The following is a 16366-nucleotide window of genomic DNA, read 5'->3' on the forward strand; positions in this document are numbered from 1 at the left end:
ACCAACCGTCGGGTACCGTCCGCGGCATGGGACGCCACGCGATCAAGACACCCCCACACCACGCCACCTGGCAGGACTTCCTCGACACCTGGGTCGAAGCGGACGGCATCGAGACGTTCGAGTCGGCCTGGAGCTGGGACCACTTCTACCCGCTGGCGCCGCCCTACGACGGACCGAACCTGGAGGGCTGGACGATGCTCGCCGCCCTGGCCCAGGCGACCACCCGGCTCCGGCTCGGTGCGATGGTCAACGGCATGCACCACCGCCACCCGGCGGTCACCGCCAACACGGCGGCGACGGTCGACATCATCTCCGGTGGCAGGTTCGAACTCGGAATGGGGGCCGGCTGGAACGAGATGGAGTCCAAGGCCTACGGCATCGAGTTGGGCACGGTCACACAGCGACTCGACCGGTTCGACGAGGGCATCGAGATCATCCGATCGCTGCTCGACAACACCGTCACCAACTTCGCCGGCGAATACTTCACGGTCACCGATGCGTGGTGCGAGCCCAAGCCGGTGCAGACGAAGGTGCCGCTGGTGATCGGCGGCAAGGGCAAGAAGCGCACGCTGAAGACCGCCGCTCGATTCGCCGACCAGTGGGACATGACGTTCCCCGATGCCCCGTCGCACTGGCAGGAGCTCGACGAGGCGCTGCGCGGTCACTGTGACGACGTCGGTCGCGACCAGTCGGAGATCACCCGGTCGGTCCACCTCGGGTTCGCCGAGAGCGACGACCCGGCTGCACTCGCCGATCAGGCCGACGGCTTCTTCGAGGTCGGCGTCGACGTCGTCGTGTGGTCGATGCGGGGTGCGATCACCCCGGCGCGGCTCGGGCCGCTCGCCGACGCGGTCCGCTGATCAGCCGAGCGAGGTGACGTCGCTGACGGTGTACTTGTTCACGACCCGCGACACCACCGGCAGCGAGGCGGACCGTTCCCGCCAGGCCGCCATGTGCTCGGACGCGAAGTGGCCGGCGAGGGCGTCCTCGTCGTCCCAGAGTTCCCACAGTCGGACCAGATCGGCGTCGTTCGGGTCGGGTGTGAAGGCGTAGGCCCGGCAGCCGGGCTCGGTCAGTGTGGCCTCGACCATCGGTGCGACCGACTCGAAGAACTGGTCACGGGTTCCTGGCTGCATCCTGAACTCACCGGCGATGATCAACATGGCGCCACCGTAGCGAGGCGGCCGGGTCGGTCTGGCACACTGGCACCATGCCGATCGAAGGAACGTACGTCCCCAGCGCGAGCGACTGGGTCAGGGAGCAGATCGAGGAGTACGAGGCGTCCGGTGGCACCCGTGCCACGACGTTGCGCGAGACCGGCATCCCGGTGATCGTCGTGACGATGCGGGGTCATCAGACGGGTAACGTCCGCAAGATCGCCCTGATGCGGGTCGAGCACGACGGCGCCTACGCGCTGGTCGCCTCGATGGGTGGGGCACCCAACAATCCGGCGTGGTACGCCAATCTCGTCGCCGACCCGAACGTCGAGATCCAGGACGGCCCCGACAAGCACGACTACACGGTCCGCGAGGTCGACGGTGACGAGCGGGCCGCGTGGTGGGAGCGTTCGGTCGCGGTGTTCCCGACCTACGAGGAATACCGGGCGAAGACCGATCGTACGATCCCGGTGCTCGTCGCCGAGCGCGCCGACTGATACGCCGACGGGTTGTCCCCAAGCTGTCCACAGCGTCGTCCCCACGGTAATTCACACGTTTTCGGGGGTGACGTTCCACAGGGTGTTTGGTTCATGATGGCGTCATGTCGTCGAGCATCCTTCATTCCGGGCAGCGAGCTCGTCAGCACGGTGCCGTGCTGCAACCGAACTCGCGCCGCGAACTGGAGCGCGCCGGGTGGCGTACGACGCTCGACTACCGCGAGAACCACGTCCGCGGACTCGATGGACGACTGCTCCGGGTCGAGCCGGTCTGGACCGCGGAAGCCGAGCGCTTCGACGGCGAGGTCGTCGTCGCCAGCGCGACGGGGTCCACGTCCGACATCGCCTGGGCGAATCTGCGGTCCGACATCGACGCGGCGCTCGTCACGACCAGGCGTCGGGTCCGACTGGCGCCACTGCGCTGAGGGGCTGCCCGCCGGACGTCATCGGTAGAGCGGCGGCGGTTCTTCGATCTCGATCGGCACCGTGATCTGCTCGTCGAGCGACCGCCGGATCGCACCGACGACCTGTTGGGACCGATAGCCGTCCCAGGTGCTCGGCCCCGTCGGTTCGCCGGCGCGGATCGAGGTGACCCACGCCTGATCCTGGTTGCGATAGGCGTCGGCGAACCAGCCGAACCAATCGGTACCGAGATGGACGTCGACCGACCCGTCGTGCCGCCGGATCGCCCGCGTCGGTGGGCTGGTGAGCGCATCGCCGGTCCGGGTGAGGACCTCGACGCCGACCTCGTACGCGAATCCGCCGTCGTCGAACTCGACGAACGCGTGAGCACCGTCGGAGAGGCGACACAGCGCACCGATGTGTCGGAACGAGCCGTCGTCGGCGCCCGCTCCAGACACGTGCACCGAGGTGATCTCGGCGCCGGTCAGGAACCGGACCGAGTGGACGTCGTGCACCATCGACTGCACGATGATCGCCTCGAGTGTGCGCCGGGTGGTGTTGGCGTTGCGGTGGAAGGCGCGTACGTGGTCGATCCGGCCCAGTTCGGCGAGCGCCGCGACGAGTTGCCGGTGTGCCGGGTCGTACTCGCGCATGAATCCGAGTTGGATCAGGCGTCGACCGAGTGCGACTTCGGCCTCGACGACCGATCGGGCATCTTCGACCGTCGTCGCCAACGGTTTCTCGCACAGGGTGGGGAGCCCCCGCTCGAGCGCTGCCAAGGCGAGTCCGGCGTGCGTGTCGTCGGGCGACGCGATCACCAACGCGTCGATCTCATCGCTGCGGATCAGCTCGAACGGATCGTCGACGATGGCGGCACCGTGCCGGTCGCTGACCGCCTCGGCGTTGGGAAGATGTGGGTCCGAGACCGCGGCGATCGAGACGTCGGCGAGATCGCCGAGCGTGTTCGCATGGAACGTCCCCATACCGCCGACGCCGATGATGCCGATTCGGAGGTGCTGCACGCGACGAGTGTGGCACGCGTCCACGATGTGGAAGGCGACCTGGTTTCGAGCCCCGTCTACAGTGGCGTGTTCGTCGCACGACGAGGTGCGGCCGACGAGCCCAAGGAGTACCGATGCAACTCGCTGAACGTCTGGATCGACTCGGCACCGAGACCGCCTTCGCCGTCTCGCAGGCAGCGAGCGACTGGGCGGCGGGCGGCAATCGGGTCTACCCGTTCCACCTCGGCGACATCGACCTGCCGACGCCGGGCAACATCGTCGAGGCGATGAACGCGGCGATCGCCGACGGCAAAACCGGCTACTGCCCGGCCGCCGGCATCCCGGCGCTTCGTGAGGCGCTCGCCGACGACATCGGCCGGGGGAGAGGCATGGAGCTCTCGGGTGCCAACATCGTCGTGCAGCCGGGCGGCAAGCCGGTGATCACCAAGTTCGTCCAGACCCTGATGAATCCGGGCGACGGTGTGCTCTACCCGAACCCGGGATACCCGATCTACGAGAGTCAGATCGACTACTACGGCGGCCGGGCGCTGCCGTACCGCTACCACGAGACGGCGACGGGCTTCGGGATCGACCTCGAACAACTCCGGGAGCTCGCTCCCCTGGCCCGGGTGCTGATCTACAACAACCTGCAGAACCCCCTCGGCTGTGAGAGCACGCCGGAGGAGATGGCCGAGATCGCCCGCATCGCGATCGAACACGACCTGATGGTGCTGTCCGACGAGGCGTACTTCGAGATGCGCTACTCGGGGACGTCGACGTCGATCGCGTCCCTGCCGGGTATGGCCGAGCGGACGGTGATCCTGTACACGTTCTCGAAGAAGTTCGCCATGACGGGGTGGCGGCTGGGGTGTGCGGTCGCACCGGTGCCGGTCGCCGACCAGATCGCGAAGATCAACACCAACGACGAGAGCTGCACCGCCCACTTCGTGCAGGCCGCCGGCGTCGAGGCACTGCGTGATCCGTCGGGCGCGGCGAGGCTGCTCGCCGAACTCGAGCGCCGCCGCGATGCCGCCGTGGCGGGTCTCGCGGCTGTACCCGGGGTCTCCTGTGCGACTCCGGAGTCGACGTTCTACCTGTTCCCCAACGTCACTGCGGCCGTCGAACGGCTGGGGCTGTCGACGGTGACCGAGTTCGCGACCGCCGCGCTCCACCAGACGGGTGTGTCGTTCTGCACCCGTCACCACTTCGGTTCTGCGCAACCCGACGAGACCGAGCACTACATCCGGCTCGCGTATTCGGGCATCTCGGTCGAGGCGATCGAGGAGGGTCTCGGCGAGCTCGCCGCCTGGGTGGGCGCAACGTGAGCCGCGTGGTCGTGACCGGAAGGATTCCGGAGCCCGGGCTCGAGGTGCTCCGCGGAGCCGCCGACGTGTGGGCATGGGACGGTGACGGACCGGTCCCGAACGATGTTCGCGATGAGCAACTGGCGACAGCCGACGCGGCGGTCACACTGCTCACCGACCGCGTCGACGACGCCTTCCTGGACGCCGCTCCGAACCTGCGGATCGTCGCCAACGTCGCCGTCGGCTACAACAACGTCGACGTCGACGCGTGTGCGGCTCGTGGCGTCGTCGTGACCAACACCCCTGACGTCTTGACCGACGCCACCGCCGACCTCGCGATGGGGCTGACCCTGATGATCACCCGCCGCCTCGGAGAAGGGGAGCGCTTGATCCGGTCGCAGGAACCGTGGAAGTGGGGCATGTTCATGATGCTCGGTTCGGGCTTGCAGGGACGCCGGCTCGGCATCGTCGGGATGGGCGCGATCGGCGAAGCGTTCGCCCGTCGCGCGACGGCGTTCGGCATGTCGGTCGTCTACCACAACCGGCGGGCCGTCGACGCCGAGACCGAAGCCGCGCTCGGCGCCGAACTCGTCGGTCTGCACGAGTTGCTCGAGACATGCGACGTGGTGTCGCTCAACTGCCCCTACACCGAGGCGACGCATCACCTGATCGACGAAGCCGCGCTCGACCGGATGCGGCCGAACGCGTACCTGATCAACACGGCGCGAGGCCCGATCGTCGACGAAGCGGCCCTCGTCGATGCACTGCGGGCGGGCCGCATCGCCGGCGCAGGACTCGACGTGTTCGAGAACGAGCCCGACGTCCACCCCGGCCTGATCGGTCTCGACAACGTCGTCCTCGTACCCCACCTCGGCTCCGCCACGGTCGAGACCCGCTCGGCCATGGCCGAGTTGGCCGCGAAGAATGTCGTCGAAGTTCTCGCCGACCGAGCGCCCCTGACCCCGGTCGGTTGACCGGTCGCCGCTGACGAGCCGACGACTTCTCGGGGCGGGGTTCCCAGGGCAGGGCTGGAGGACCTCGACGGTGACGCAGGAAGTCCGACAGACGCGGTGGTAACGAAACGCACGTCGGCTACTGTTTGGCTCCCAGTGCAGCAACTGGTCACGCCCTGTCTCGAGTGGTTCGGCGCCATGCGTTCGTCACCGCTGAGCGAGACCGGAAGCGGAGCGGTGCGCTGCGGAGTTCGAAGGCGGGAAGTCACATCATGAAGAGGTTCCAACGTCACGCTGCGGTGCTCGGTGTGGTGGCGATGATGGCAGGTGGTCTAGTGGTCGCGGTCCCGACCAACGTCGCGCAGGCAGCCGGGCCGCCCGTTGCATCGTTGCCGACCGACAATCCGGCGAACTGGACCCCGAACGTGTTGGACGGTCAGGTCAACTCGATCTGGCAGTTCGGGAACAAGGTCGTCATCGGCGGTACGTTCACGCAGGTCGCCGACTCGGACATCAACGGCGGAGTGGTCCACGATCAGGCGTACGTGGCAGCTTTCGACGCGGCGACGGGCGTGGTCGACACCGGGTTCGACCCGGTGCTCAACGACGGCGTCGAAGTCGTCATCCCCGGCACCGACGCCAACACGTTGTTCATCGGCGGTGACTTCAACACGGTCGACGGTGAGAATCGCCGCAAGGTCGCCAAGCTGAACGTGGCCGACGGTTCGCTGGTCGAGGCGTTCGACATCAACGGGATGAACGGGCGGGTCCGCGACCTGCGCCTCGTCGACACCACGTTGTACGCCGCCGGCCTGTTCACCGTCGTCGGCGGCGCCGACCGCGAGTATCTCGCATCGTTCGACGCCGCTTCCGGCGACGTCACGGGCGACCTCGACCTCGACTTCGCAGGCCTGCACAGCGGCGGGGTGGGCAAGGTGATCAAGATCGAGACCACCCCCGACGCCGGCCGGATGCTGATCACCGGCAACTTCACCTCGATCGAAGGTGTCGAGCGTGACCAGGTCGCGCTGATCGACCTGAGTACGACTCCGGCGACGGTCAGCGACTGGCAGACCGATTGGTACGCCGCCGAGTGCGCATCGGCCTTCGACAGCTACACGCGCGACCTCGACATCTCGGCCGACGGCGCCTACGCGATCGTGGTGACGACCGGCGCTTACCGGGCCGGGCGCTCGTGCGACACGGTGTCGCGACTCGAGCTCGACGACGAGTCGGCCGGAGTGACGCCGACGTGGGTCAGCTACACCGGCGGCGACACCAGCTACTCGGTCGAGATCCACGACGGGGTCGCCTACGTCGGCGGTCACATGCGCTGGTTCAACAACCCGTACGCAGGCGATCGACACGGCGCCGGGGGCGTCGCCCGTGCGGGCATGGGTGCGCTCGACGTCGTCACCGGGCTGCCCTTCTCGTGGAACCCGACCCGCACCCGGGGGATCGGGCTGTTCGACTACCACGTCACCGCACAGGGCATCTGGGCCGGCAGCGACACCGACCGCTGGAACGACGAGCTACGGATGAAGCTCGCGTTCTTCCCGTGGACCGGTGGGACGACGGTGCTGGGCAGCGAGATCGGCGACCTGCCGGCCGACATCTACCAGCTCGGCAACGAAGCGGGCACCACCGGCACTCCCGATCAGACCGTGCTGTACCGCGTCAATGCGGGCGGCCCGGCACTCGCGTCCGCCGACGACGGCCCCGCTTGGGAGGCCGACACCTCGACCCTGTCGAGTTACCGCAACAGCGGCAGCAACGCCTACACCGCGCCGGACGGCCTGGCGGTTCCCCAGCTCGACTCGGCCGTGCCTGATGGCGACATGGATCGCCCACCGGCGCATCTCTGGACGACCGAGCGGTGGGACCCCAGCGGCGGCACGGAAATGCAGTGGAACTTCCCCGTCGACCCCGGGGCCGACCTCACCGTTCGGATCTTCCTCGCGAACCGCTGCACCTGTACCAACGGTGGCAACGAGCGGATCTTCGACGTCCAGATCGACGGCGTCACGCGGGTCGACGACCTCGACCTGTCCAAGACCGTGGGCCACGATGTCGGGACCGTCCGCTCGTTCGACATCACCGCCGATGCCGACGGGGTCGACATCGACTTCATCCACGGTGCCGAGGACAATCCGCTCGTCAGCGGCATCGAGATCATCGACCGCGGCACCGCGGCTTCGGGCACGCTCGGAACCCAGGACGACGTCCGGACGTTGACGTGGAACGGCGCGGATGCGCCGGTGTCGACGCCGATCCCGAACACCACCGTTCCGTGGCGGACGGTGCGCGGTGCGTTCATGGTCAACGCCGACCTGTTCACCTTCCACGCCGACGGCACGCTCATGAAGCGCACGTTCGACGGCAGCGACTTCGGCCCTGGTCGCTCCGTCGACGGCTGGTCGAACGACATCATGGCCGACATGCCGACGATCAGCGGCATCTTCTTCGACCCCGACACCGCGAGCGTCTACTACACCGTCGAGGGAGAAGGCGCTCTGTACACCAGGACGTTCCTGCCCGAATCGGGTGTGTTGAACGCCCAGGCGACCACCGTGGCCGCCGGTGACGTGGGCGCGCTCGATCCGACACGGGTCGCCGGGATGTTCCTGGCCGACGGTCGTCTGTACCTCGTCGACGACGCATCCGGCGAACTGCTCTCCATGGCCTGGGCCGACGGTGCGCCGGTGGGCCCGACATCGCTCGCCGACGACACCGCGGACTGGCGCGCCCGGGCGCTCTTCCTTGCCACTGCGCCCAACGTGAACGAGGCGCCGACGGCGGTGATCGCCGCACCGACCTGCGACGACAACGTGTGCGAGTTCGACGGCACGGGTTCGAGCGATGTCGACGGCACGATCGTGTCGCACCAGTGGGACTTCGGCGACGGTGGTCTGGACGGCACCGGCGCGAGCACGTCGCACACGTACGGCGCTGCGGGTGCGTACACCGTGACCCTGACGGTCACCGACGACGACGGAGCGATCGGAACCACCGACGTCGTCGTCAACCCGACGGCTCCGCCGAACGAGGCACCGACCGCAGTGGCCGCCGAGCCGAGTTGTGTCGACAACCTGTGCACGTTCGACGGTACGGGTTCGAGCGATGCCGACGGCACGATCGTGTCGTACCTCTGGTTCTTCGGTGATGGTGAGACGGGTACGGGTTCTTCGCCGTCGCACACGTACGAGGCGGGCGGTTCGTACACGGTCACGTTGATCGTGACCGACGACGAGGGTGCGACCGGTACGACCGATGCGGTGGCCGATCCGACGGATCCGCCGAACGCGTCGCCGACGGCGGTGATCGGCGAGCCGATTTGTGTCGACAACGTGTGTGAGTTCGACGGTACGGGTTCGAGCGATGTGGACGGCACGATCGTGTCGTACCTCTGGTTCTTCGGTGATGGTGAGACGGGTACGGGTTCTTCGCCGTCGCACACGTACGAGGCGGGCGGTTCGTACACGGTCACGTTGACGGTGACCGACGACGAGGGTGCGACCGGTACGACCGATGCGGTGGCCGATCCGACGGATCCGTCGAACGCGGCGCCGACCGCGTCGGCCGCCGGCAGCTGCACGGCCAACGTGTGTGAGTTCGACGGCACGGGTTCGAGCGATGTCGACGGCACGATCGTGTCGTATCTCTGGGACTTCGGTGACGGCGAGACCGGCAGCGGTCCGTCACCGTCGCACAGCTACGGCACGGGCGGCGAGTACACCGTCACCCTGACGGTGACCGACGACGACGGTGCGACCGGCAGCGACGAGCTCGACGTCGCTCCTGCTGCCGCGGACGACCTGGTGTCGGTGGTGCCGGCTCGGTTGTTGGAGTCGCGTCCTGGTGAGTTGACGGTGGATCACGAGTTCGAGGGGATCGGGCGTCGTGGGGCTGGGTCGGTGACGGCGTTGAAGGTGACGGGTCGTGGTGGTGTTCCGGCCGATGCTGATGCGGTGTTGTTGAACGTGGCGGCGGTGTTGCCGGATGGTTTGGGGTTCTTGACGGTGTATCCGTGTGGTGTGGATCGGCCGTTGGCGTCGAACGTGAACTATGGGCCGGGTGATGTGGTGCCGAATGCGGTGTTGGCGAAGGTGGGTGATGGTGGGCGTGTGTGTATCTACACGTTGACCGGGACCGACATCATCGCCGACGTCAACGGGTACGTGCCGGCTGGTGGTTCACCGGTGTCGGTGGTGCCGGCTCGGTTGTTGGAGTCGCGTCCTGGTGAGTTGACGGTGGATCACGAGTTCGAGGGGATCGGGCGTCGTGGGGCTGGGTCGGTGACGGCGTTGAAGGTGACGGGTCGTGGTGGTGTTCCGGCCGATGCTGATGCGGTGTTGTTGAACGTGGCGGCGGTGTTGCCGGATGGTTTGGGGTTCTTGACGGTGTATCCGTGTGGTGTGGATCGGCCGTTGGCGTCGAACGTGAACTATGGGCCGGGTGATGTGGTGCCGAATGCGGTGTTGGCGAAGGTGGGTGATGGTGGGCGTGTGTGTATCTACACGTTGACCGGGACCGACATCATCGCCGACGTCAACGGGTACGTGCCGGCTGGTGGTTCACCGGTGTCGGTGGTGCCGGCTCGGTTGTTGGAGTCGCGTCCTGGTGAGTTGACGGTGGATCACGAGTTCGAGGGGATCGGGCGTCCTGGGGCTGGGTCGGTGACGGCGTTGAAGGTGACGGGTCGTGGTGGTGTTCCGGCCGATGCTGATGCGGTGTTGTTGAACGTGGCGGCGGTGTTGCCGGATGGTTTGGGGTTCTTGACGGTGTATCCGTGTGGTGTGGATCGGCCGTTGGCGTCGAACGTGAACTATGGGCCGGGTGATGTGGTGCCGAATGCGGTGTTGGCGAAGGTGGGTGATGGTGGGCGTGTGTGTATCTACACGTTGACCGGGACCGACATCATCGCCGACGTCAACGGCTACGTGCCGTAGACCGCGTGCAGGTCGACGGGTCGGTCAGTTGCGCTGCCAGGGCCACCGGCGCGGCGTCGGTTCCGCTGGCTGCGGGGGCGGGGCCTCGCTCGGTTGACCGGTGAAGACCTCGGCCGGGTCGCTGCCGTACGGATTGTCGGTGGCGTCGTGGCCGGGCCACACGACCATCTGCGGGAACGCGATGGTGATGCCTTCGTCGGCCAACGCATGGTGTACGGCGAGCATCAGATCGTGGGTCGTCGCCAGTTCGGACGGCACGTCGCTGGTGTGCCAGTAGAAGATCGTGAAGTCGATGCTCGACTCGCCGAACTGGCGCAGCAGTACCTGCGGCTTGGGCATGGTGCGGATGCGAGGCACCCTGGCGACCGCCTCACCGAGCACGCGGGTCGCCTGCTCGAGATCGGAGTCGTACGCCACGCCGACCTGGAGCTCGCTGCGGCGGGCCGAGTCGCGGGTCAGATTGACGATCGCCGAGTTGAGGACGTCCATGTTCGGGAGCCGGATCATCGAGCCGTCGAGCCCTCGAAGCACCACCGTGCGGGCATCGACATCGGTCACGACGCCGGTGTGGCCGTCGAGCTGCACCGTGTCGCCGACCGTGAACGGCCGACGTGTCTGCAAGATCAGTGCCCCGACGAAATTCTCGACCACCTTCTGGAGCGCCAACGCCAGCACGAGACCGCTGAGCCCGAGGGCGCCGAGCAGGGGACCGACGCGTACTCCCAGCGTGTTGAGGGCGTACACCAGGCCGATCAGGAAGATCAGGTACCCGATGATGCGGGCGGTGATGATCGCCCCGAACCCGGCGCCCAGCGAACGGGACACGATCGACCGGGCGATGCGGTTGGCGGCGATCGCGACGGCGATCGCACCGAGCATGATGGCGCCGGCCTGGAGCCAATCGGTCCCGGTCAGCCCCTGCAACGCCTCCACGGTGTCGGAATCGGGATCGGGCGTCGGCAGGCGCAGCATCGTGACCCTCATACTGCCCGATCGACCGAACCGGCGGGGGCCGCCGCTGCCGGCGTCCGCCCCGTGGTGTCGAACCACATCAGCGCAGCCGCGATCGCAGCGAGGCAGGCCGCAACCGTCCAGACCGGCCAGTACACGCCGATCCGGTCGACGGTGAAGCCGGCGACCGGCGCCGAGATCGACATGCCGCCGAGGAATCCGAGCATCACCACGCCGGACGCCCGACCCGACTGAGCCTTCGAGAAGAACATGATGATCGCGAGCATCGCAACCGCATTCCAGGCGGCGATCCCGACGGCACTGAGCGGCGGAGCGAGGAACAGCAGACCCCGCGTCGACTCGTTCACGGCAGCGAGCAGCACGCAGTAGGACACGCCGACCATCGCCAGCACGCTGAGGAGCCGAGTCGGTGCGATCCGGTTCTCCGCCAGGCGTCCGACGATCACGCGGGCGATCATGCCGAGCAACCCCCCGATCGCGGTCAACAACCCGGCCGTGCCGAGCGAGAATCCGAGCGACTCCTCGGCGTAGAGCGGGAAGAAGCGGCCGACCGCGCCGCCCGCGGTACCCATCAGGAGGGCGAACACGGCCAACCGGACGACGAACGGATCGAGCCGGCCCCTGACCGAGCTCCCCGCCGACGACGTGGTGGGCTCGGGCTCGGCTTCGGGGTCGGGTCCGAGGGTGAAGTGCACGGCGACCGCCAGGACGGTGAAGACGACGGCGAAGGCGAAGCTGGCCGCCCGCCAGTCCCACTGCGCCTCGAACGCCGGGAGCGCGAGACCGGAGAGGAACACGCCGAGCGTGACACCCGACTGCTTCACGCCGGTGACCCCGCCTCGGCGGCCCGGTGCCACACGCGTGGCGATCAGGCTGTTGGTCGCCGGATTGCCCCAACCCTGCGGGATCCCGCCGACGGCGGCAGCCAGGAACAGCCACCACATCGAGGGCGCCCAGGCCATGAGCGCCATACCCGCCGCGCTGAACCCCAGGACGAAGCTGACCGCACGGCGTGGACCGATCCGGTCGGTCAACCGACCGGTCATCGGTGCGGTGACCGCTCCGATCGCCGTGTTGACCGAACCGACCAGCCCGAGTTGGGCTCGGCTCAGATCGAGTTCGGCGATGATCGGTGACGCGAGGATCGCGAGCGCGAAGACCTGGAACGCCGACGCGGTCATCGTGAGCAACAATGTGCCCGGGAAGACCACCCGTGGCGCCGCGGCCGGCGCGGCGTCAGATGGCGGCAAGAATGTCGTTGAGCGTCTTGCTCGGCCGCATCGCTGCCGCCGCCTTGGCCGGGTCGGGCTGGAAATAGCCGCCGAGGTCGACCGGGTCGCCCTGGGCGGCGATCAGCTCGTCGTTGATCGTGTCGGCGTGCTCGGTGAGCTGAGCGGCCACGGGGGCGAAGCGTTCGGCGAGCGTCGCGTCGTCCGTCTGCTCGGCGAGCGCCTGCGCCCAGTACACGGCGAGCCAGGCGTGGCTGCCGCGATTGTCGATCTGGCCGAGCCGACGTGCCGGCGACTTGTTCTCGTCGAGCACGCGGCCGGTCGCGACGTCGAGCGTGGCGCCGAGCACCTTGGCCTGCGAATTGCCGGTGACGTCGCTGAAGTGCTCGAGCGACACGGCGAGCGCCAGGAACTCACCGAGCGAGTCCCACCGCAGATAGTTCTCCTTGACGAACTGCTGCACGTGCTTGGGAGCCGAACCACCGGCACCGGTCTCGAACAGACCGCCACCGTTCATCAGGGGCACGATCGAGAGCATCTTGGCGCTCGTGCCGACCTCGAGGATCGGGAACAGGTCGGTGTTGTAGTCGCGCAGCACGTTGCCCGTGACCGAGATCGTCTCGAGGCCCTGGCGGATGCGGGCGACAGAGAGTTTGGTCGCCTCGACCGGCGACATGATCCGGATGTCGAGACCCTCGGTGTCGTGGTCGCCGAGGTACCGGTTGACCTTCTCGATCAGCTGGCGGTCGTGTGCGCGCTCCTCGTCGAGCCAGAAGACGGCGGGGGCGCCGGTGGCCCGGGCCCGGTTGACCGCGAGCTTGACCCAGTCCTGGATCGGCAGGTCGCGCACGTTGCACATGCGCCACACGTCGTTCGCGCCGACGTCGAACGTCATGAGGGCCTCACCGGCCCGGTCGACGACCCGGACGGTGCCGGCGGCGGGCACCTCGAAGGTCTTGTCGTGGCTGCCGTACTCCTCGGCCTTCTGGGCCATCAGGCCGACGTTGGGCACCGTGCCCATCGTGGCGGGGTCGTAGGCGCCGTGCTCCTGACAGTCATCGATCACGGCCTGGTACACCCCGGCGTAGCTGGAGTCGGGGATGACGGCCTTGCTGTCTTGGAGTTCGCCCGCCTTGTTCCACATCTGGCCCGACGTGCGGATCATCGCGGGCATCGAGGCGTCGACGATCACGTCGCTCGGCACGTGCAGGTTGGTGATGCCACGATCGGAGTCGACCATGGCGACATCGGGTCGATCGGCCATCGTGGCTTCGATCGCAGCGTTGATCTCGGCCTGTTGATCGGCGGGGAGCGTCTCGATCGCTGCGAGTACGCCGGCCCAGCCGTTGTTCGGCTCGGCGCCGGCCGCCTCGAGCACGTCGCCGTACTGCTCGAAGACCGGGGCGAAGAACGCCTCGACCGCGTGACCGAAGATGATCGGGTCGGACACCTTCATCATCGTGGCCTTCATGTGGAGCGAGAACAGGATGCCCTGCTGCCGGGCATCGGCGATCTGCTCGTGGAGGAACTGCTTGAGCGCCGCGACCGACATGAACGTGCCGTCGACGACCTCGCCGGCCTGGACCGGTACCGAGGCCTTGAGGACCGTGACGTTGCCGTCGGCGTCGACGTGCTCGATGCGCAGATCGTCGGCCGACTCCATGGTCGTCGACTGCTCGTTGGACTTGAAGTCGTCGTGGCCCATGGTCGCGACGTGCGTCTTCGAGTCGCTCGACCACTCGCCCATCGAGTGCGGGTTCTTGCGGGCGTACTCCTTGACGGCCTTGGGCGCACGACGATCGGAGTTGCCTTCTCGCAGCACCGGGTTGACGGCCGAACCCTTGACCTTGTCGTAGCGGGCCCGGATGTCGCGCTCGGCGTCGGTCTGCGGGTCGTCGGGGTAGTCGGGGAGCGCGTAGCCCTGCGACTGCAACTCGGAGATGGCCGCCTCGAGCTGCGGCACCGATGCCGAGATGTTCGGCAACTTGATGATGTTCGCCTCGGGTGTCGTCGCGAGCTCGCCCAACTCGGCGAGGTCGTCGGACTGCCGCTGTTCCGGCTGCAGGAAGTCGGGGAACTGCGAGAGGATCCGGCCGGCGAGCGAGATGTCGCGCTTCTCGAGCGCAACCCCGGCGGCCCCGGCGAACGCCTCGACGATCGGGAGCAGCGAGTACGTGGCGAGTGCCGGCGCTTCGTCGGTGTGCGTGTAGATGATTTTCGAGTCGGTCACAAGGCGATCGTACCGGTCGACCATTCGCTCGCTCCAATGGTCCGGGGCCGCGTCGCCTTGTCGGGCCGCCGTCGGGCGGGCGCTCCGGCGTCGGATGGTTCAACTCGCCCAGGATGTCTGCCGATGGAGTGTCATGAATCTGGCGCGCCGCTACCTGGTCCCGGGGCTCCTGCTCGCGTGCCCGATCGCCGTCCTGCTGATGCTCCGCCTGGTGCCCCGTCTCGACGTGCAGTTCTTCGACGCCGGCGTCCATCTGGTCGTGATCGTCGGGATCGCGACGTGCGCGTTCGCGACGGCTGCCGTGGCAGTGGCGGGTGCGAGACGCGCCGAGCATCCCGGTCCGGTCTGGCTCGGCGTCGGTTGTGCCGGCGTGGGCGTCTTGATGATGGGCCACGGACTGATGACCCCCGGCGTGAACGGTCGTGAGTTCACGCAGTGGGTCACCAGGTTCCCGCATCTCGCGATGGTGGTGTTCGCCGTCTCGCTCGTCATCGCCGGGCGCCGAGCCGATTGGGGTCCCAACCGGGTGGTCGCGCGGTTCCCGCTCGGTTCCGCCCTGGTGCTCGTCGCTCCGATGGTGGCACTGCTCATGTGGGCGCTCGTCGACGATCAAGCGCTCGGCGCCGGAACTCCGCCACGGTACGAGGAGTCGCTGTTCGACGTGGTCAGTGTGGTCACGATCGTCCTGCTGCTGATCGTCATGGTGACCCACTCACGTCGGTGGCACCTGGGTCGTGACATCGTGCAGCTCGCCATCGTGCTCGCCGCCGGCATGTCGATCGCCGCGGTGACGGCATTCCAGCACGGACGGTTCACGCAGCTGTCGTGGTGGGACTACCACGCCTACCTGCTGGCGGGTTTCGGCGCCGCGGTGTATGCGGTGTTCCAGTCGGGCGTCCGTGAGCGGGCGATCAGCCAGGTGCTGGGCCGCACCTTCTCCGACAATCCGTTCGAGCACATCGAGCAGGGATACCCCGAGGCGCTCCGGTCGCTCGTCCGGGCAGTCGAGATCAAGGACGCCTACACCCATGGTCACAGCGCCCGGACCGCGCGTGTCGCGGTGGAGATCGGACTGCGGATGCGGCTCGACGAACGTCAACTCCGTGTGATCGCCCGTGGCGCCTACCTGCATGACCTCGGCAAGATCGGCATCCCGGACGAGATCCTGAACAAGGCCGGACGACTCACCGACGAGGAACGCTCGGTGATCGAGACACATCCCCAGCTCGGCTACGAGCTGGCGTCGCCGGCGACGTCGTTGGCCGAGGCGCTCCCGGTCATCCTGCACCATCACGAACGTGTCGACGGCGGTGGGTATCCCCATGGGCTCGCGGGTGCGGAGATCCCGATCGAGGCGCGGGTCGTCGCCGTGGCCGACGTCTGGGATGCACTGACCTCCGACCGGTCGTATCGGAGGGGTTGGCCTGCGGCCGAGGCGCTGGCACACATCGAGGCCGGCGCCGGGACCCACTTCGACACCAGAGCGGTCGACGCCATGGTCGCGCTCGCTGCCGACTGGGGCGTGCGCTCGACCGATGACGGTGAGGCCGACCAGGCCTGGCACGCGGCGCAGACGTGCCACGAGTTGGACAGCGACACGACGGACGCAGACGCCGACCTGATCTCGGCCTGACGGAGCAGCGCCCGACCGGTTCGCACCGGAGAGCCGTTT

Annotated in this window: 12 protein-coding genes; 7 read left to right on the forward strand and 5 right to left on the reverse strand. The window is 67.8% G+C overall.

From position 1 onward, the window contains the following. The first annotated feature begins 26 nt into the window (after positions 1–26). Positions 27–860, forward strand: coding sequence for a TIGR03560 family F420-dependent LLM class oxidoreductase (locus tag R8G01_02435; protein MDW3212826.1), 834 nt, complete (start codon positions 27–29; stop codon positions 858–860). On the opposite strand, the gene R8G01_02440 is transcribed toward R8G01_02435, so the two are convergent. Continuing rightward, positions 861–1163, reverse strand: coding sequence for a putative quinol monooxygenase (locus tag R8G01_02440; GenBank protein ID MDW3212827.1), 303 nt, complete (start codon positions 1161–1163; stop codon positions 861–863). It lies immediately after the preceding gene. A 47-nt stretch (positions 1164–1210) separates the two neighbouring features. Here R8G01_02440 and R8G01_02445 point away from each other — a divergent pair, with 47 nt between their 5' ends. Both R8G01_02445 and R8G01_02450 read left to right on the forward strand, forming a co-directional pair. Continuing rightward, a complete protein-coding gene (locus R8G01_02445; protein ID MDW3212828.1) occupies positions 1211–1654 on the forward strand; it encodes a nitroreductase family deazaflavin-dependent oxidoreductase in 444 nt (147 codons plus the stop codon). 104 nt (positions 1655–1758) lie between these two features. Next, positions 1759–2079, forward strand: coding sequence for a hypothetical protein (locus R8G01_02450; protein MDW3212829.1), 321 nt, complete (start codon positions 1759–1761; stop codon positions 2077–2079). 18 nt (positions 2080–2097) lie between these two features. On the opposite strand, the gene R8G01_02455 is transcribed toward R8G01_02450, so the two are convergent. Beyond that, entirely contained in the window at positions 2098–3078 is a 981-nt protein-coding gene (locus R8G01_02455) for a Gfo/Idh/MocA family oxidoreductase (protein MDW3212830.1), read from the reverse strand. 113 nt (positions 3079–3191) lie between these two features. On the opposite strand from R8G01_02455, the gene R8G01_02460 reads away from it, so the two are divergent. The 3 genes from R8G01_02460 (at position 3192) to R8G01_02470 (ending at position 10263) form a co-directional block, all read left to right on the forward strand. Further along, the gene (locus tag R8G01_02460; protein ID MDW3212831.1) at positions 3192–4382 is read left to right on the forward strand and encodes an aminotransferase class I/II-fold pyridoxal phosphate-dependent enzyme; all 1191 of its coding nucleotides are present in this window, start codon (positions 3192–3194) and stop codon (positions 4380–4382) included. 5 nt (positions 4383–4387) lie between these two features. Next, positions 4388–5335 (forward strand): D-glycerate dehydrogenase, encoded by a 948-nt coding sequence (locus R8G01_02465; GenBank protein MDW3212832.1) that lies wholly within the window; start codon positions 4388–4390, stop codon positions 5333–5335. Between the two features lie 251 nt (positions 5336–5586). Next, entirely contained in the window at positions 5587–10263 is a 4677-nt protein-coding gene (locus R8G01_02470) for a PKD domain-containing protein (GenBank protein ID MDW3212833.1), read from the forward strand. A 24-nt stretch (positions 10264–10287) separates the two neighbouring features. Here the strand turns inward: R8G01_02470 and R8G01_02475 are convergent, their stop codons facing one another. The 3 genes from R8G01_02475 to R8G01_02485 are packed head-to-tail and all read right to left on the reverse strand — an operon-like array spanning position 10288 to position 14694. Beyond that, on the reverse strand, positions 10288–11247 hold the full coding sequence (locus R8G01_02475; protein ID MDW3212834.1) for a mechanosensitive ion channel: 960 nt from the start codon (positions 11245–11247) through the stop codon (positions 10288–10290). Further along, complete coding sequence (locus R8G01_02480) at positions 11244–12416, reverse strand: MFS transporter (GenBank protein MDW3212835.1); 1173 nt, start codon at positions 12414–12416, stop codon at positions 11244–11246. The genes R8G01_02475 and R8G01_02480 overlap by 4 nt, the downstream gene beginning before the upstream one ends. A gap of 55 nt (positions 12417–12471) precedes the next feature. Beyond that, entirely contained in the window at positions 12472–14694 is a 2223-nt protein-coding gene (locus R8G01_02485; GenBank protein MDW3212836.1) for an NADP-dependent isocitrate dehydrogenase, read from the reverse strand. A gap of 133 nt (positions 14695–14827) precedes the next feature. Between R8G01_02485 and R8G01_02490 the strand changes: the two genes are divergently transcribed. Continuing rightward, the gene (locus R8G01_02490; GenBank protein ID MDW3212837.1) at positions 14828–16327 is read left to right on the forward strand and encodes an HD-GYP domain-containing protein; all 1500 of its coding nucleotides are present in this window, start codon (positions 14828–14830) and stop codon (positions 16325–16327) included. Positions 16328–16366: the final 39 nt, after the last annotated feature.

The sequence above is a fragment of the Ilumatobacteraceae bacterium genome (assembly GCA_033344875.1).
Lineage (GTDB): Bacteria > Actinomycetota > Acidimicrobiia > Acidimicrobiales > Ilumatobacteraceae > Ilumatobacter.